Origin of the sequence: Micromonospora sp. NBC_01405 (genome assembly GCF_045040155.1) — a bacterium.
In the GTDB taxonomy this organism is placed as follows: domain Bacteria; phylum Actinomycetota; class Actinomycetes; order Mycobacteriales; family Micromonosporaceae; genus Micromonospora.
Genome location: NZ_CP109532.1, coordinates 4,611,331 through 4,627,471 on the forward strand (window position 1 = coordinate 4,611,331; position 16,141 = coordinate 4,627,471).

Below are 16,141 nucleotides of genomic sequence, written 5' to 3' on the forward strand. Positions count from 1 at the left end.
GGCGCTGGCGGCCCGGAGACCGGCTCGACCGGAGCAGCGGACGCCGTGCCCCCGGGCGGCCCTGAGACGGGCCGGACCGGTGGCGTGGGCCGGCTGGGTGGCCCGGACACCGGCCCGGACATCGGCGCGGCGGACGTCAGGCCCGTGGCCGCCCGGATGGCGGGCGGCGGGGCGACCGGAGCTGCCGGCTGTGCGGGGACGGGCGGCGCGGGTGGCCCGGAGACCGGCGGGCCGGACACGGGGGCACCCGCAACCGGCATGCCGCGTGCCGGCCATTCGGGACCGAACGCGCCGGGAGCCGGCGGCGCGGCCGGCGGCGGCCCAGAGCTCGGAGGACCCGAGACGGGCCGCCCCGGAACAGGCCGTCCGGCCACGGGTGGACCTACCACCGCCCGGTCCGGCCCCGGCGGGCCCGAGACCGGCCGACCCGGCGGGCCCGAGACCGGGGGGCCCGAGACCGGGACGGCCGAGACGGGCGCGTCGTTCGTGGGCGGGGTGCGGCGCTCGTCGTGCGATGCGCCGGCGGCCGGCTCGACCAGTGGCCGGTGCGGTGCAGCCGGTCGGTGTGGCGGTGGGCCGAACCGGGGCGCGTCGCTGGGCGGCTGCTCGGTGCCTGGGCGCTCGGCCGGCCGGTCCGGCCGGTCCGGGTGGACCGGATCCGGCCCGGGACGGCGTGCGGCCGGCTGGTCGGCGTCGGGCACGGGCCGGACCGGGGCCTCGGGCGGGTGCCCGGTGAACCGCCGGTCGTCGCGGAGCGGCTGCGTGCCCGGTTCGTCGTGAGGTGGCGGAGCGAGCCGTTCGTCGCGGGGCGCAGGGGTGAGCCGTTCGTCGCGGGCGGGCGGAACGGGCCGGTTCTCGCGGGCCGCTGGGGTGTCCCGGTCGACCGGCGCAGGGCGTCCGTACCGGTCGGTAGCGGACCGTGCGTCGGGCCGACCTTCGACCGGTCCGTCCGGGCCGCGCAGGTCGGCCCGGGCGGCGTCCGCGAACCAGGGGTCCTGTCGCGTGCCGTCGACCCGTTCCGCGCGGTCGACCGGCCGCGTGCCGTCGACCGGCCGCGCTTCGGGGCGGGCCGGGTCGGTCGGGCTTGCGCCGGGGCGGGGACCGTCGCCGGGGCGCGCGGGTCCCCGATCCGGGCCCGGCATCCGGCCCAGGTCCGGCCGTAGGGGACCGGGTTCCGGCCAGGGCAGACCGCCGTCGCGGGCCGGCGCCGGCCGACCGGTCGGGTGGCGGTACGGCTCCGCCCACGAGGCGGCCTCCCGGCTGGCGTCCCGGTGCGGTTGCCCGTCCCGATCGACGGGGCGGTGCGGCGCCCCGGCAGCGGGTCGGCCGGCGTCCGGCTGGCCGACGCCGGGCCGGCCGGCATCCCGCTGCCCGTGCTCGGGCACCGTCCCGTCGACGGGACGTGCGGGGCTGGTTCCGGGCGACGGCGTCCAGCCGCCGCGGTCCGGCGTTGGCCGGCCGTGGCGCTCCTGGCTCGGCTGGCCGGCGCGGTCAGGGCTGCTCCGGCTTTCACGCTCCGGGCTCGGGCGGCCGTCGTGGTCAGGGATCGGCCGGCCGTCGCGGTCCAGGCTGGGCCGGTCAGTTCTGGGCCGGTCGGGTCCGGGCTGGTCAGCTCTGGGCCGATCGGGTCCGGGCCGGTCAGGTCCGGGCCGCTCGGAACCGCCTCGGTCGCCGGTCGCCCGGTCGTAGGAGTGGTGACGGCGCTCCTCCGGCTCAGGCAGCCACCCCGGCTCCTGCCGGTGCGCGGGGGACACCGGCGCCGACGGCTCGGACGGGGGAATCCGCCGGCCGGGGTCGGCGGGGTGCCGCTGGTCGTACCGGTCACCGTGCCAGCCGGCCGCCGGGCCGCGATCCACCGTCCACTCGGGCCGGCGCGGCTCGTGGCGCGCGGGCAGGTCCGGATCGGGCCGCAGCGGGTACGCCTCGACCGGTCCCCGGTCCGCCGGGTGCTGGTCGCGACGCCACCCGCTGTCGTCGCGGCCCCGGCGGCCGGAGCGGTCGTGGTCCGTCGCCTCGGGCCGGCGGTCCTCGCCCCGCAGGCCGTACCCGCGCTCGTCGTGTTCTGCGGCCCCGGCGCTACGCGGGCGCCACGCCTGTTCGCGCTCGTCGCGGCCGTGCCGGTCGGGTTCCCGCTCGTCGCGGCCCCGGCGGTCGTCGACGGGGGTGGCGCGGTCCCGGGGCGGGCCGGCCCAGGCCGGGCGCGCGTCGGGCCGGCGCGGTTCGGCCGGGCCCGCGCGGCGGTCGTCCCAACTGCGCCGGGCGTGGCCGTCCGGGGCGGGGGCCTCCCAGGGGTACGCCCCGTCGCGCCCACCCGGCGCCGGGCTCACCGGTCCGGAGTCGGGGCTGACCGGCTTCGCCTCGGCCCGGCCGACGACGGTGGCCCTGCCACGGTGCTGGGGCGGCAGGCGCCGCAGCCCGATGTCGCCGGGGTAGCGCTGCCCCGGGAACTGCGGCTGCCACTCCGAGGTCGGCGCGAAGACCCAGGACGGTTCGACCGGGTCGCGCCAGCGGTCGTAGAAGTCGCCGCTCATCGCAAGGCCTCGTCGCCGCTCGCGTGGCGAGCCCCGGCGCCCGGCTCGCGTCGCTCGCTCACGGCGATGTCACCTCGTTGGAAATTGTCGCGCTGGGCGCCCCGCCCGCCGGTAAAGTCGCCCGGTCCGGCATGGCGTGGCTGCGGAAGGAGGGTAACGGCGTGGGCTCTGTCACCGCCACTGCGGCACCGCCCACCGAGTCAAACATTATCCTATGGTTTCGGACATTCGGTGCCATAGCGGGATCGGGATTCCGACGATACGCCACGTACCGCCAGGCGGCGGTGGCCGGTGCCGTCACCAACACCGTCTTCGGGTTCCTGCGCTGCTACGTCCTCCTCGCCGTGGCCGGCGCGGCCGGCAGCGCCGCCGGCTACGACCGGGAGCAGCTCGCCACCTTCGTCTGGGCCGGGCAGGGCCTGCTGGCGGTGGTCCTGTTCTGGAGCTGGACCGATCTGGCCGACCGGATCCGCACCGGTGAGGTGGCCAGCGACCTGCTGCGGCCGGTCCACCCGGTGACCAGCTACCTCGCCACCGACCTGGGCCGGGCGGGCTGGGCCTGCGTGTCCCGGCTGCTGCCGCCGCTGGCGGTGGGTCCGCTCTTCTTCGACGTCCATCTGCCCGCCCGCTGGCCGACCGTGCCGCTGTTCGCGCTCTCCGTGCTGCTCGCGGTGGTGATCTCCTTCGGCTGCCGCTTCCTGGTCAACGCCACCGCCTACTGGCTCGAGGACGTCCGTGGCCCGCAGATCCTGTGGGCGCTCGCCTCGGGCGTGCTCGCCGGGCTCTACTTCCCGCTGCCCTTCCTGCCCGACGCGGTCTACCTGGCGTTGCAGTTCGGCACCCCGTTCCCGAGCCTGTTGCAGATCCCGCTCGACGTGCTGGTCGAGCGGGACCCGACGGCCACCCAGGTCGGGTTGGTCGCGGTGCAGGTCGGTTGGGCGGTCGCAGTCCTGGCGCTGTGTCGGCTGGTGCAGCGCCGCGCCGAGGGCCGGCTGGTGGTGCAGGGTGGCTGAGCCGGTCGTCCTGCCCCGGCAGCGGCCACCGGGGAGCCCTCGGCGCCCGTCCGGCCGGCTGGCCGCGTACCGGGCGCTGCTCGGGGCGCAGGCGCGGTCCCAGGCCGCGTACCGGACGTCGTTCGTGGTGGACCTGGTCGGCAACGTCGGAGCTACGGTCTTCGACGTGGTCACCGTGCTGGTGATCTTCGGGGTCACCCGGGAACTGGGCGGGTTCACCCTCCGCGAGGCGCTGGTCATGGTCGGGCTCTCCACCGCCGCGTTCACCATCGCCGACCTGTTCGTCGGCAACGTCGAGCGGCTGCCCCGGTACGTGCGCACCGGCCTGTTCGACGCCGTGCTGCTGCGTCCGCTCGGCGCGCTGCCCCAGCTCCTGCTGATGGACCTGCCGCTGCGCAAGGTGTCCCGGGTGGTCTTCGGCGTGGGCGTGCTGGCGGTGGCGGTCGGCTCGGCGGGAATCGACTGGACCCCGGGCCGGGTGGCGCTGATGATCATCGCCCCGCTCGCCGGGGTGGTCTTCTTCGGGTCGGTCTTCGTGGCCACCGCGACCGTCTCGTTCTACTGGACCGAGTCGGGGGAGCTGGCCAACTCGATCACCTACGGCGGCAAGGACTTCACCTCGTACCCGGCCACCGTCTACGACGGCTGGTTCCGGGCGGCCTTCGCGTACGGGATGGGGTTCGCCTTCGTCAGCTACCAGCCGGCGCTGGCGCTGCTCGGCCGCGCCGACCCGCTCGGCCTGCCGGCCTGGGCCGGCTGGGCCGCCCCGGCGGTCGCGCTGGTCGCCGCCGCGCTCGCCGCCGCCGCCTGGCGCGTCGGGGTCCGCCACTACCGGAGTACGGGGTCATGAGCGTCATCGAGGCACGCAACCTGCGCAAGGAGTTCACGGTCCGGGTGAAGGCGGGGCGGCTGCGCCGCGAGAAGCGCACCGTCGGCGCGGTCGACGGGGTCGACCTGCTCGTCGAGCGGGGCGAGATGCTGGGCTACATCGGCCCGAACGGCGCCGGCAAGTCCACCACCCTGAAGATGCTCACCGGCGTGCTCACCCCCACCTCCGGCGAGGTGCGCGTCTGCGGCCTGCGCCCGGTGCCCGAGCGCACCCGGCTGGCGTTGCGCATCGGCGTGGTCTTCGGCCAGCGCTCCCAGCTCTGGTGGGACCTGCCGCTGGGTGACTCGTTCGACCTGCTGCGGCACGTCTACCGGGTGCCGGCCGACGCGCACGCCGCCCGGCTGCGCCGCTGCCGCGACCTGCTCGACCTGGACGGCTTCCTGGACACCCCGGTCCGGCAGCTCTCCCTCGGCCAGCGGATGCGCGGCGAGCTGACCGCCGCCCTGCTGCACGGCCCGGAGGTGCTCTTCCTCGACGAGCCGACCATCGGGCTGGACGTGGTGAGCAAACAGGCCGTCCGGGGCTTCCTGGGCGAGCTGGGCCGGGCCGGCGACACCACCCTGGTGCTCACCACCCACGACCTGGCCGACATCGAGCGGCTGTGCCGGCGGCTCGTGGTGATCGACCACGGCCGGGTGGTGCACGACGGCACGATCGCCGCCCTGCACGACCGGTACGGCTCGCGCCGCCTCGTCGTCGCCGATCTGGACGCCGCCCTGCCGGAGCCGCCGGAGCTGCCCGGCGCCCCGCTGCGCCGGGTCGAGGCGGACGGGCACCGGCTGGTCTTCGCGCTGGAGTCGGCGGGTGCCGCCGAGGTGGTGGCCGCCCTGGCCGGGCTGGCCACCCTGCGCGACATCTCGATCGTCGAGCCGGACATCGAGGAGGTCGTCGCCCGACTCTACGGCCGGGGGGAGGGGCCCCTCGTCGACGCCTCCGGGGCGGCATCGTGACGGCCGCCCCGGGCAGGCGCGGGTCAGACCGGGTCGCCGACCTTGACCCGGGGCTCCGGTGCGCGCATCCGGCGGAAGGTGATCGACCGCATGATCGCGTACAGGTAGAGCGAGCCCATCCGCTCGCCGCTGTTCGGGAAGCGCGCCTGGACCAGCTTCTTGATCTTGCGGCTGATCAGGATCGAGTCGATCACCACGCCGAGGGCGAGCACGCCCCAGAGGATGTTCGAGATCAGCCGGACGATCGGCGGCATCGCCTGGTTCGAGCCGAGCAGCACGATCAGCGCCCCGCCGAAGAACCAGGTGCCGATCGTCCGGCGGGAGTCGACCACGTTGCGGGCCAGCAGCTTCACCGGGCCCCGGTCGCGGGGGCCGCCCTCGCGGCGGAACTCGGCCGACGACTCGGCGCGCAACCGCCGTCGCCGTTCCCGGGCCTCCTCCTTGCTCAGCGGCTTGGTCGGGCCGGCCGGCCTGCGGCCGGCGACGGGCCGCTTCGGCGTCTCCCGCCCCAGCTCCTTCTTGCTCGGGGTGTAGCTGCGGCGGGCGGGCGTGGACGCCTCGTCGGGCGTCACCGAGGTGACGGACTCGTCAACGAGGTCGGAGGACTTGCGGCGAAACAGCGACGGCACGAGGAAAGGGTAGCCAAACGCCCGCGCCCGGTGCACATCGCGGTGCACCGGGCGCGGTCAGGCAGTGAGCGAGGTTACTGGCGGCCCCCGCCGTGAGCGGCGTTACGGCCGCTCGACGTGGGCGCCCAGGTCGGCCAGCTTGGCCTCGAAGTCCTCGTAGCCCCGGTTGATCAGGTCGACGCCGTACACCCGGGAGGTGCCCTCGGCGGCGAGCGCGGCGATCAGGTGGCTGAACCCGGCGCGCAGGTCCGGGATGACCAGGTCGGCCGCGTGCAGCTTGCTCGGGCCGGCGATCACCGCGGAGTGCTTGAAGTTGCGCCGGCCGAACCGGCACGGGGTGCCGCCGAGGCAGTCGCGGTAGACCTGGATGTTGGCACCCATCGTGTTCAGCGCCTCGGTGTAGCCGAGCCGCTGCTCGTACACCGTCTCGTGGACGATCGACAGGCCCCGGGCCTGGGTCAGCGCCACGACGAGGGGCTGCTGCCAGTCGGTCATGAAGCCGGGGTGTACGTCGGTCTCCAGCGCCACGGCGTTCAGCTCGCCGCCCGGGTGCCAGAACCGGATGCCGCCCTCCTGGCCCGGGTCGCCCAGCTTCGGCGGCCGGGAGTCGGTCACCTCGTACTCGCCGCCGACCGACCGGAAGACGTTCAGGAAGGTCATCATGTCGGCCTGCTGCGCGCCGAGCACCTCGACGTGGCCGCGGGTGGCCAGCGCCGCCGCCGCCCAGCTCGCCGCCTCGATCCGGTCCGGGATCGGCCGGTGGGTGTAGCCGTGCAGCTTCGGCACGCCCTGGATCTCGATCACCCGGTCGGTGTGCACCTTGATGATCGCGCCCATCTTCTGCAGGATGCAGATCAGGTCGATGATCTCCGGCTCGACCGCGGCGTTGCGCAGCTCGGTGACGCCCTCGGCCATCACGGCGGTGAGCAGCACCTGCTCGGTTGCGCCGACGCTCGGGTACGGCAGGGCGAACTTGGTGCCGTGCAGCCCGTTCGGGGCGGACAGGTGCAGCCCCTCCGGGGTCTTCTCGACCGTGGCGCCGAACTCGCGCAGCGCCTGGAGGTGGAAGTCGATCGGGCGCGGCCCGATGTGGCAGCCGCCCAGGTCGGGGATGAAGGCGTGGCCGAGCCGGTGCAGCAGCGGCCCGCAGAACAGGATCGGGATGCGGCTGGAGCCGGCGTGCACGTTGATCTGGTCGGTGCTGGCGCTCTCGACGTTGGCCGGGTCGAAGACCAGCTCACCGATCTCGGCGCCGTCGGTGACCTTGACCCCGTGCAGGCCGAGCAGTCCGCGGACCACCTCGACGTCGCGGATACGCGGCACGTCGAACAGGCGGCTGGGGCTGTCGCCCAGCAGGGCGGCGACCATCGCCTTGGAAACCAGGTTCTTCGCGCCGCGCACGCGGACCCGCCCTTCGAGCGGAGTACCTCCGTGTACGACCAGGACGTCATCGGTCAACGCAACCTCCAGCGCGTCGGTGCTGCCGTGTTTGTGATGTTGCGGGAGTTGTCGGTGGTTACCCGCGGTGCGGCCGGCGGTAAACGGGCCCGCGCGTGTCGTCGCCCCGGCAGCATAGCCCTCGGTGACCAGCTTGGATGGGGTCACATCGCCCTGGAGGGCACGAAACGGGGTGTCACGTGCGCAAACGCACCCAGAATGTTACGCAGAGTTATCAGTTTGTCGGCGCTGCGGTGTCGGCGGCGGGGAGGGCCAGCATCTGGTCCAGCGCCACCCGGGCGTGGTGCGCGGTGTCCGGGTCCACCGTGATCTGGTTCACCACCCGGCCGGCCACCAGCTCCTCCAACGCCCACACCAGGTGCGGCAGGTCGATCCGGTTCATCGTCGAGCAGTAGCAGACCGCCTTGTCCAGGAACGTGATCTGCTTGTCCGGGTGGGCCAGCGCCAGCCGGCGCACCAGGTTCAGCTCGGTGCCGATCGCCCACGCCGAGCCGGCCGGGGCGGCCTCGACGGCCTTGATGATGTACTCCGTCGAGCCCACGAGGTCGGCGGCGTTGACCACCTCGTGCCGGCACTCCGGATGCACCAGCACGTTGACCCCCGGCACCCGCTCGCGGACGTCGTCGACGCTGTCCAGGGTGAACCGGCCGTGCACCGAGCAGTGCCCGCGCCACAGGATCATCTTCGCGTCGCGGAGCTGCTCGGCGGTGAGCCCGCCGTTCGGCTTGTGCGGGTCGTAGAGCACGCAGTCGTCGAGTGAGAAGCCCATCTCCAGCACGGCGGTGTTGCGACCCAGGTGCTGGTCGGGCAGGAACAGCACCTTCGACCCGCGCCCGTACGCCCAGTCCAGGGCCCGCTTGGCGTTGGACGAGGTGCAGACCACGCCGCCGTTGCGGCCGACGAAGCCCTTGATGTCGGCCGAGGAGTTCATGTATGTCACCGGGACGGTGTCCTGCGCCACGCCCAGCTCGGTCAGCACGTCCCAGGCGGTCTCGACCTGGGACAGCACCGCCATGTCCGCCATCGAGCAGCCGGCGGCCAGGTCGGGCAGGATCACCTTCTGGCTGCCGGTGGTGAGGATGTCGGCGCTCTCGGCCATGAAGTGCACGCCGCAGAAGACGATGTACTCCGCGTCCGGCCGGGCCGCCGCCTCGCGGGCCAGCTTGAACGAGTCGCCGGTCACGTCGGCGAACTGGATCACCTCGTCGCGCTGGTAGTGATGGCCCAGCACGAAGACGCTGTCGCCCAGCGCCGCCTTCGCCGCCGCCGCCCGGGCCACCAGGTCGGGATCGCTGGGCGCCGGCAGGTCGCCCGGACACTCCACGCCACGCTCGGTGGCGGGGTCACCCCCACGGCCGAGCAGCAGCAGGGCTGTCGCAGTGTTGGAGGGTTCCGCCCACGTCGAAGTCACGCCCCCATGGTTCCACAGCCGGGGAGAAGGCGGCTCGTGGCGGTGTGGGCTGCCGCACTGCCTCGCACCGAAGTGCCCTGCCACACTGCTCGGCATGCGCGTGCTGCTCTGTCCCGACAAGTTCGCCGGCACGCTGCCGGCTCAGGAGGTCGCCGCGGCGGTGGCCGAGGGCTGGCGGGAGGTGGCCGACGGGGACGACCTGCTCATCCGCCCGCTCGCCGACGGCGGGCCCGGCTTCGTCGCCGTCCTCGCCGAGGCGCTCGGCGGGCGCCGGGTGCCGGTGCCGACCGTCGACCCGCTCGGCCGGCCGGCCGACGGTGAGATCCTGCTCACCGACGACGGCACGGCGTACCTGGAGAGCGCCCAGGCTTGCGGCCTGCACCTGCTCGCCGCCGCCGAGCGCGACCCGAAGGCCACCACCTCGTACGGGCTCGGCGCGCTGGTCACCGCCGCTGTGGAGCACGGCGCCCAGACGGTGGTGATCGGGCTCGGCGGTTCGGGCACCAACGACGGCGGGGCTGGCCTGCTCACCGCGCTCGGCGTCACCACGCTCGACGAGGCCGGCCGGGCCCTGCCGTACGGCGGGGCGGCGCTGGCCGGGATCGCCGGGCTGGACGGCGCGCCCCGGCTGCGCGGCGTCACCCTGGTCGCCGCCACCGACGTGGACAACCCGCTGCTCGGGCTGCACGGCGCCAGCAGCGTCTACGGCCCACAGAAGGGCGCGACCCGCTCCGACGTGCTGCTGCTCGACGCCGCGCTGGAGCGCTTCGCCGGTGTGCTGGAGCGGGACCTGCCCGGCTGCCCGGCGGGCCTCGGCGCGCTGCCCGGCGGCGGCGCGGCCGGCGGCCTCGGCGCGGCGATCCTGGCTCTCGGTGGTCGGTGCGAGTCCGGCATCGGCCTGGTCACCGAGGCCATCGGGCTGTCCGCCGCGCTCGACGCGGTCGACCTGGTGGTCACCGGCGAGGGCTCCTTCGACCACCAGTCGCTGCGCGGCAAGGTCGTCGCCGGGGTGGCCGGGGCCGCCCGGGACCGGGGGGTGCCCTGCGTGGTGCTGGCGGGACAGGTGAGCACCGGGCGGCGCGAGGCCGCCTCGGCCGGGGTCACCGACGCGTACAGCCTGGTGGAGCACTTCGGCGGGGAGGAGCGCGGCGGGCTGGACGCGGCGCTCAGCCGCCCGGCGGAGGGGCTGCGTGAGCTCGGCGCCCGCCTGGCCCGCCAGTGGAGCCGCTGAGCGCCGGCCGGGCGGGGGCTGACGACCTCGCCCGCCCCCGCCTCCCACCTATCCTCCTAGGACGGCCCACCGGTTGTGCCGAGCCCGGGTCACGTCGACCGGGTGGTCCCGGCCGGGGCGGCGTACCATCGGGTCTGCGACCACATCGGGAATCACTGGACGACGCGAGACGTTGGCCAGTGCGTCCAGACCCAGACCGCGCAGGGAGATTTCCACGTGACCACGCCAGCGCAGACCGAGTCGACCGAGTCGACCGAGGCCCCTTCTTCCATCGTCCTCACCGACGTCGCGGCGCAGAAGGTCAAGGCCCTGATCGAGCAGGAGGGCCGTGACGACCTGCGGCTCCGGGTGGCGGTGCAGCCGGGCGGTTGCTCCGGCCTGCGGTACCAGTTGTTCTTCGACGAGCGCTCGCTCGACGGTGACGTCGTCACCGACTACGACGGTGTCGAGGTCGTCGTCGACCGGATGAGCGCCCCCTACCTGTCCGGCGCCACCATCGACTTCGCCGACCGGATCGACGCCCAGGGCTTCACCATCGACAACCCGAACGCGGGTAGCTCCTGCGCCTGCGGCGACTCGTTCAGCTGAGTCGACACCCTCGGCCGATGCGGCAGCGGGGCCACCCCCGACCCGGGGGTGGCCCCGCTGTCTTTTTTGCGGCACAGCTTCACCGTCCGTAGCCGCCCGCGGACGCAGTCACGGTGGGCCGACCAGTGCGGATCCGCTCCCCGGCGGACGCCGGCCGACCGGCCAGCGACGAGGGGTCAACCGGAACGTGAACGATCTCTCTCGACCCAGGGCCACGACACCGAACGGCCCGGTAGGCTGACCCGCGCCGTGTTCCCGACCGCGAGGGTTGACATGAAGATCGCCGTGACCGGCTCGATCGCGACCGACCACCTGATGAGCTTCCCCGGCCGGTTCGCCGACCAGCTCATCGCCGACCAGCTCGACAAGGTCTCGCTGTCCTTCCTCGTGGACGACCTGGTGCTGCGCCGGGGCGGGGTGGCCGCCAACATCGCCTTCGGCATGGCGCAGCTCGGCCTGAGCCCGGTCCTGCTCGGCGCGGTCGGCGCCGACTTCGCCGACTACCGTTCCTGGTTGGAGCGGCACGGCGTCGACTGCGACTCGGTGCACGTCAGCGAGGTGGCACACACCGCCCGGTTCGTCTGCACCACCGACACCGACATGTGCCAGATCGCCTCCTTCTACGCGGGCGCGATGAGCGAGGCACGCAACATCGAACTGGCCCCGGTCGCGAAGCGGCTCGACGGGCTCGACCTCGTGCTGGTCGGCGCCAACGACCCGGCGGCGATGCTGCGGCACTCCGCCGAGTGCCGCGAGCGCGGGTACGCCTTCGTCGCCGACCCGTCCCAGCAGCTTGCCCGGATGGGCGGCGACGACGTGGTGGGCCTGATCGACGGCGCCGAGTACCTGATGACCAACGAGTACGAGAAGGCGCTGCTGCAGAGCAAGGCCGGCCTCACCGACGCGCAGCTGCTGGACCGGGTGACGGTTCGGGTGACCACGCTGGGCAGCAACGGCGCGGAGATCGCCGGCCGGGACTTCGACACCATCCACGTGCCGATCGCCCGGGAGACCAGGGCGGTCGACCCCACCGGCGTCGGGGACGGCTTCCGGGCCGGATTCTTCGCCGGGCTCTCCTGGGGCCTGGGTCTGGAGCGGTCCGCCCAGGTCGGCTCCCTGCTGGCCACCCTGGTGCTGGAGACCGTCGGCACCCAGGAGTACGAGGTGCGCCCGGACCTGTTCGTCAAGCGGCTCGCCGAGTCGTACGGCGACGTCGCCGCCGACGACGTCCGCCCCCACCTGCTCCCGTAGTTCCGACCCGGCCGGCACGCTGAACTGACCGGCACGCGATGATCGGCAGCGGCTGCCCTCGGCCGTGCCGGGACGTTCGTCGTCACTCGTCTTCGAGGCCGACCATGTCCACCATCACCGCGTCCACCATCACCGCGTCCACCGCCCAGCCGCCCACCGTCCGCACCGTCCGGCTCGCGGCGGAGATCGGGTAGATCTTGGAAGATTTCGGCCCCTGGAAGGGCCGTTTGCTTCCAAGATCTGCAATTCCGACGTTGAGGCGGCTGCGGCGGGGCGACGGGGCCGGAGTGGTCGCGGCGATGAACGCGGACCCACTGGCCGGACGGAAGGCGAGCGTCGGGCCGGACCGGTGCTTGCTGTCGCGTGCCGCCATGACGTCGGGCAGGACGGCGCACTCCACGCAGTCGCCGTTGCTGGTGCTGCGGCTGGTGGTGAACCAGTGGGCGGCGGCGAGGTCGGGGGTGGGCATGGTGGCCCCCGAGGGTTAGGCCGCGCCGGCCAGTTCCCGGAGCAACGCGCGCGACTCGGCGGGGGAGAGGGCGACCTGGCGCAGGTTGTCGGGGATGACCATGGACTCGAACACGAACGCGCTGTCGGCCAGCCCTTCCAGGCCGACATGCGTCTTGAACCAGACGGCGGCCCAGGGTCCCCACCAGGTCTTCTCGTCGGAGCGGGTGGCGAGCATGGTGAGCCCGGTCGATCGCGGGCGGGTCGTGGGCGGCTCAGTGGGTGCGGCGGACGTCGTAACCGGGGCCCTCGGAGTGCGCGGCGACGAACTCCTGGCCGCGCATCCGGCACCAGGCCGGGATGTCGACGGCCGCCGCCGGGTCGTCGGCGAGGACCCGCAGCACCGCGCCGACCGGCAGCTCCGGCAGCCGTCGGGCCAGCCCGATCACCGGCAGGGGGCAGCGCTGCCCCCGACAGTCCAGCACCTCCGTCGGCCCGGTCGGCTCGGCGTGCGCGGTCAAAGCCCCACCACCCCCGCCTCGGCGCGCAGCTCCGCGACGATCCCCGGCAGCTCGGCGAGGAACCGCTCCACCTCCGCCTGGGTCGTCTCCCGGTGCAGTGACACCCGTACGTTGCCGTGCGAGAGCACCCCCATCGCCTCCAGCACGTGCGACGGGCGCAGCGTCGACGACGTGCAGGACGAGCCCGAGGAGACCGCGAACCCCCGGCGGTCCAGCGCGTGCAGCAGCGCCTCGCCGTCGACGTACAGGCAGGAGAAGGTGACCAGGTGGGGGAGCCGGTCGACCGGGTCGCCGACCACCTCCACGTCCGGCACCTCGGCCGCCACCCGGGCCCGGATCCGGTCCACCAGCGGAGCCAGCCGGGCCGCCTCGGCCGCCGCGTCGGCCGCCGCCGCGCGCAGGCTCGCCGCCGCCGCCACCACCGCGGGCAGGTTCACCACCCCGGGGGTACGCCCCGACTCCCGCTCGTCGGCCGGCCACGGCGACTCCCACCGGGTGCCCTTGCGCACCACCAGCAGCCCGACGCCGGGCGGGCCGCCCCACTTGTGCGCGCTGGCGGTCAGCACCGACCAGCCGCCCGGCACCGGGGCCCGCCCGACGAGCTGGGCCGCGTCGACGTACAGCGGCACCTCGGCGGCGGCGCACGCGGCGGCGGCCTCGGCCACCGGCTGCACGGTGCCCACCTCGTGACTGGCCCCGATCAGAGCGGCGAGGGCCACCCCCGGGGCGGCGACCGCAGCCGACCAGGTGGCCGGGTCGATCCGGCCGAGCCGGTCCACCGGCACGGAGGTCGCCGTGCCGCCCGCGGCAATGTGCCGCTCGGCGGCGTGCAGCACGGCCGAGTGCTCGATCGCCGAGTGCACCAGCGTCCCGCCCGCCCGGCGCCGCCCGGCCAGGCCGCCGAGCACGGCCGAGTGCGCCGCGGTCGTACCGCTGGGGGTGAAGGACAGCTCGTCGGCGCGGACACCGAGGGTGGCCGCGGCGGCCTCGCGGGCGGCGTCGAGCAACTGCCGGGCGCGGCGAGCCTGCGTGTAGAGCCTGGCCGGGTCGGCCCAGCCGTCGTCGAGGGCGGCCAGCAGGGCCTGTCGGGCGACCGGATGCAGCGGCGCGGCGGTGGCCGCGTCCAGGTAGACGAGGGGTGCGCTCACGGCTCCGACGCTATCGCGCCGGTATGCCCAAGATCCCCCCGATGGGGGCGGACAGTGACCCCAACACGGTCAGGCCCGCCATGGTCGAGTAATCTGCGACCGTCGGTGACGCCTTTGCCGCTGGTCGGGGACAACAACCACCGCGGCGCGCTAGGGAGGCAGGACCAGGTGGTCGCAAGGAGTTCGGAGGTACGGCCGTCCGCCGTACGGCACAGCGCTTCTCCGGGAGCCGGTGGAGGCCGGCGGCGTGGTGCTGGTCGGCTCGCCGGGCTCGGCCTCGGCGGCGCGGCGCTGCTGGTCCTGCTCACGGGCTGCGACGTCGGCAAGACGTTCGGCGGTTTCGGCTGGCCGCAGGGCGGCATCACGCCCGAGTCGCACCGGATGTACGACCTGTGGATCGCGTCCTGCATCGCGGCGCTCGCGGTCGGCGTGTTCGTCTGGGGCCTGATCTTCTGGTGCGTGGTGCGCTACCGGAAGCGGGGCAACGAGCTGCCGGTGCAGACCCGCTACAACATGCCGATGGAGTTCCTCTACACGATCGCCCCGATCCTGATCGTGTCGGTGCTCTTCTACTACACGGCGGTCGTGCAGACCGACGTGACGAAGACGACGAAGAACCCGGACATCACGGTCGAGATCGTCGCCTTCAAGTGGAACTGGCAGTTCAACTACCGCGACGGCCAGGGCAAGGACGCGAACACCGTGGCGTCGGTGCTCGGCACCAGCGGGGTCATCCCGATCCTGGTCCTGCCGACCGACCGGTCCATCCGGTTCGAGGAGACCAGCAAGGACGTCGTCCACTCCTTCTGGGTGCCGGAGATGCTGTTCAAGCGGGACGTCATGCCGGGCAACATCCGTAACGTCTTCGAGGTCTCCAGCCTCGACGCCGAGGGCGCGTACGTCGGTCGCTGCGCCGAGCTGTGCGGCACCTATCACGCGTTCATGAACTTCGAGCTGCGGGTGGTCTCTCCGGAGAAGTACGACCAGTTCCTGGCCGCGAAGCGGGACGGCAAGTCGACGCAGGAGGCGCTCACCGCGATCGGTGAGGACCCGTACGCCTCCACCACGCGGCCGTTCGACACGCGGCGCGGGACGGCCAACTTCAACCCGGACGACGTTGCCGCCGGCGCGGGAAGCTGAGGGAGCGGGCATGAAGACCGAGTGGCGTATCTTCCTGATCATCGCCGGGTTCCTCCTCGGCGTGACGGTCCTCTACGGCGCCTGGACGTACGGCGACTCCGGCGGACAGGTGGAGTGGATCGGCACCGTCGCGCTGCTGCTGTCGTTCCTGCTGTGCGCGATGTGTGGTGGCTTCTTCTGGTTCGTCTCCCGCCGCATCGACCTGCGGCCGGAGGACCGACCGGACGGCGAGATCGCCGACGGCGCGGGCGAGATCGGCTTCTTCAGCCCGGGCAGCTACTGGCCGTTGGGGCTGGCGCTGTCCGCTGCGATCGCCGGTCTCGGCCTGGCGTTCTGGCAGTTCTGGCTGATCGGCCTGGGCCTGGTGTCCGTCATCTTCGCCGCCTGCGGCCTGCTCTTCGAGTACTACACCGGCACCCGGCGCACCGCCGAGCACTGACCGGCGACCCCGGCACTTTCGGAAGCCCGCACCCCCGAGGGGGTCGCGGGCTTCCGTGCGTCCGAAGGGGCCGCGGGCGGGGTGCGCGCAGCTCTGGGTGGCACGCCGACGCGATGCCGGGGTGCACGGTGCCGGGGTCCCGTACCGGTCGGGCCGCACGGTGCCGGGGTCCCGTACCGGTCAGGCCGCGCGGTGCCGGGGGTCGTGCCGGTCAGGCCGCGCGGTGCCGCGGCGCGCGGTGGCGGCGGCCGGCGGGCTGGTCGGCCGGGAGGGTGAACGTGCCGATCACCACGGCCGCGCCGCAGCGGGTGCAGGCCAGCTCCGGGCAGTCGGCCCCGTGGCCGTCGGCGCACGGTGGCGCCTCGAACGGCTGCACGCCCTCGCAGGTGTCGCAGTAGAGCTCGCGGTCCGACACGGGCGTCTCCTCTCGTCGCTGGACGCCGTCGTGGTCGCGCGGTGCCGTCGGGCGGCTGACCGGGGGACCCACGGGGGACG

The 16,141-nt window shown here is 74.1% G+C and carries 17 protein-coding genes; 9 read left to right on the plus strand and 8 right to left on the minus strand.

The genetic code is table 11. From position 1 onward, the window contains the following. Positions 1 to 509: 509 nt before the first annotated feature. The 4 genes from OG559_RS20225 (at position 510) to OG559_RS20240 (ending at position 5,383) form a co-directional block, all read left to right on the plus strand. Entirely contained in the window at positions 510 to 1,163 is a 654-nt protein-coding gene (locus OG559_RS20225) for a hypothetical protein (RefSeq protein WP_405105942.1), read from the plus strand. Positions 1,164 to 2,692: 1,529 nt separating this feature from the next. Further along, entirely contained in the window at positions 2,693 to 3,544 is an 852-nt protein-coding gene (locus OG559_RS20230) for an ABC transporter permease (protein WP_405105944.1), read from the plus strand. Continuing rightward, positions 3,537 to 4,394: an ABC transporter permease gene (locus OG559_RS20235; RefSeq protein WP_405105946.1), complete on the plus strand. Its 858-nt coding sequence runs from the start codon at positions 3,537 to 3,539 to the stop codon at positions 4,392 to 4,394. The genes OG559_RS20230 and OG559_RS20235 overlap by 8 nt, the downstream gene beginning before the upstream one ends. Next, positions 4,391 to 5,383: an ATP-binding cassette domain-containing protein gene (locus OG559_RS20240; protein WP_405105948.1), complete on the plus strand. Its 993-nt coding sequence runs from the start codon at positions 4,391 to 4,393 to the stop codon at positions 5,381 to 5,383. The genes OG559_RS20235 and OG559_RS20240 overlap by 4 nt, the downstream gene beginning before the upstream one ends. A gap of 23 nt (positions 5,384 to 5,406) precedes the next feature. Here the strand turns inward: OG559_RS20240 and OG559_RS20245 are convergent, their stop codons facing one another. From OG559_RS20245 to nadA, 3 genes are all read right to left on the minus strand, one after another. Next, complete coding sequence (locus OG559_RS20245; RefSeq protein ID WP_405105950.1) at positions 5,407 to 6,012, minus strand: DUF3043 domain-containing protein; 606 nt, start codon at positions 6,010 to 6,012, stop codon at positions 5,407 to 5,409. A 102-nt stretch (positions 6,013 to 6,114) separates the two neighbouring features. Continuing rightward, on the minus strand, positions 6,115 to 7,470 hold the full coding sequence (murA, locus tag OG559_RS20250; protein ID WP_396671013.1) for a UDP-N-acetylglucosamine 1-carboxyvinyltransferase: 1,356 nt from the start codon (positions 7,468 to 7,470) through the stop codon (positions 6,115 to 6,117). A 214-nt stretch (positions 7,471 to 7,684) separates the two neighbouring features. Then, positions 7,685 to 8,881 (minus strand): quinolinate synthase NadA, encoded by a 1,197-nt coding sequence (gene nadA, locus OG559_RS20255; RefSeq protein WP_405105952.1) that lies wholly within the window; start codon positions 8,879 to 8,881, stop codon positions 7,685 to 7,687. 94 nt (positions 8,882 to 8,975) lie between these two features. On the opposite strand from nadA, the gene OG559_RS20260 reads away from it, so the two are divergent. From OG559_RS20260 to OG559_RS20270, 3 genes are all read left to right on the plus strand, one after another. After that, entirely contained in the window at positions 8,976 to 10,112 is a 1,137-nt protein-coding gene (locus tag OG559_RS20260) for a glycerate kinase (RefSeq protein ID WP_405105954.1), read from the plus strand. 216 nt (positions 10,113 to 10,328) lie between these two features. Then, entirely contained in the window at positions 10,329 to 10,700 is a 372-nt protein-coding gene (erpA, locus tag OG559_RS20265) for an iron-sulfur cluster insertion protein ErpA (RefSeq protein ID WP_405105956.1), read from the plus strand. Positions 10,701 to 10,973: 273 nt separating this feature from the next. Next, positions 10,974 to 11,951 carry a carbohydrate kinase family protein gene (locus OG559_RS20270; RefSeq protein WP_405105958.1) on the plus strand — a complete coding sequence of 326 codons (978 nt, stop codon included), beginning with the start codon at positions 10,974 to 10,976 and terminating at the stop codon, positions 11,949 to 11,951. An 82-nt stretch (positions 11,952 to 12,033) separates the two neighbouring features. Here the strand turns inward: OG559_RS20270 and OG559_RS20275 are convergent, their stop codons facing one another. Genes OG559_RS20275 through OG559_RS20290 form a run of 4 tightly spaced genes read right to left on the minus strand, consistent with a single transcriptional unit; the run spans position 12,034 to position 14,067 of the window. Next, positions 12,034 to 12,420, minus strand: a complete 387-nt coding sequence (locus OG559_RS20275; protein ID WP_405105960.1) for a DUF397 domain-containing protein — start codon at positions 12,418 to 12,420, stop codon at positions 12,034 to 12,036. A 15-nt stretch (positions 12,421 to 12,435) separates the two neighbouring features. After that, positions 12,436 to 12,636, minus strand: coding sequence for a hypothetical protein (locus OG559_RS20280; RefSeq protein WP_405105962.1), 201 nt, complete (start codon positions 12,634 to 12,636; stop codon positions 12,436 to 12,438). A gap of 37 nt (positions 12,637 to 12,673) precedes the next feature. Continuing rightward, positions 12,674 to 12,919: a sulfurtransferase TusA family protein gene (locus tag OG559_RS20285; protein ID WP_405105964.1), complete on the minus strand. Its 246-nt coding sequence runs from the start codon at positions 12,917 to 12,919 to the stop codon at positions 12,674 to 12,676. After that, positions 12,916 to 14,067, minus strand: coding sequence for a cysteine desulfurase family protein (locus tag OG559_RS20290; RefSeq protein ID WP_405105966.1), 1,152 nt, complete (start codon positions 14,065 to 14,067; stop codon positions 12,916 to 12,918). The genes OG559_RS20285 and OG559_RS20290 overlap by 4 nt, the downstream gene beginning before the upstream one ends. Positions 14,068 to 14,235: 168 nt before the next feature. Between OG559_RS20290 and coxB the strand changes: the two genes are divergently transcribed. Next, on the plus strand, positions 14,236 to 15,207 hold the full coding sequence (coxB, locus tag OG559_RS20295; RefSeq protein ID WP_405116818.1) for a cytochrome c oxidase subunit II: 972 nt from the start codon (positions 14,236 to 14,238) through the stop codon (positions 15,205 to 15,207). 10 nt (positions 15,208 to 15,217) lie between these two features. Next, entirely contained in the window at positions 15,218 to 15,646 is a 429-nt protein-coding gene (locus OG559_RS20300) for a cytochrome c oxidase subunit 4 (RefSeq protein ID WP_405105968.1), read from the plus strand. 211 nt (positions 15,647 to 15,857) lie between these two features. On the opposite strand, the gene OG559_RS20305 is transcribed toward OG559_RS20300, so the two are convergent. After that, entirely contained in the window at positions 15,858 to 16,061 is a 204-nt protein-coding gene (locus tag OG559_RS20305; protein WP_405105970.1) for a hypothetical protein, read from the minus strand. Positions 16,062 to 16,141: the final 80 nt, after the last annotated feature.

Bases quoted from the DNA above. Each gene is read 5' to 3' on its own strand.
- OG559_RS20270 (WP_405105958.1), top strand. From the start codon at position 10,974: ATGAAGATCGCCGTGACCGGCTCGATCGCGACCGACCACCTGATGAGC.
- OG559_RS20240 (WP_405105948.1), top strand. From the start codon at position 4,391: ATGAGCGTCATCGAGGCACGCAACCTGCGCAAGGAGTTCACGGTCCGG.
- OG559_RS20280 (WP_405105962.1), bottom strand. From the start codon at position 12,636: ATGCTCGCCACCCGCTCCGACGAGAAGACCTGGTGGGGACCCTGGGCC.
- OG559_RS20260 (WP_405105954.1), top strand. From the start codon at position 8,976: ATGCGCGTGCTGCTCTGTCCCGACAAGTTCGCCGGCACGCTGCCGGCT.
- OG559_RS20275 (WP_405105960.1), bottom strand. From the start codon at position 12,420: ATGCCCACCCCCGACCTCGCCGCCGCCCACTGGTTCACCACCAGCCGC.
- OG559_RS20300 (WP_405105968.1), top strand. From the start codon at position 15,218: ATGAAGACCGAGTGGCGTATCTTCCTGATCATCGCCGGGTTCCTCCTC.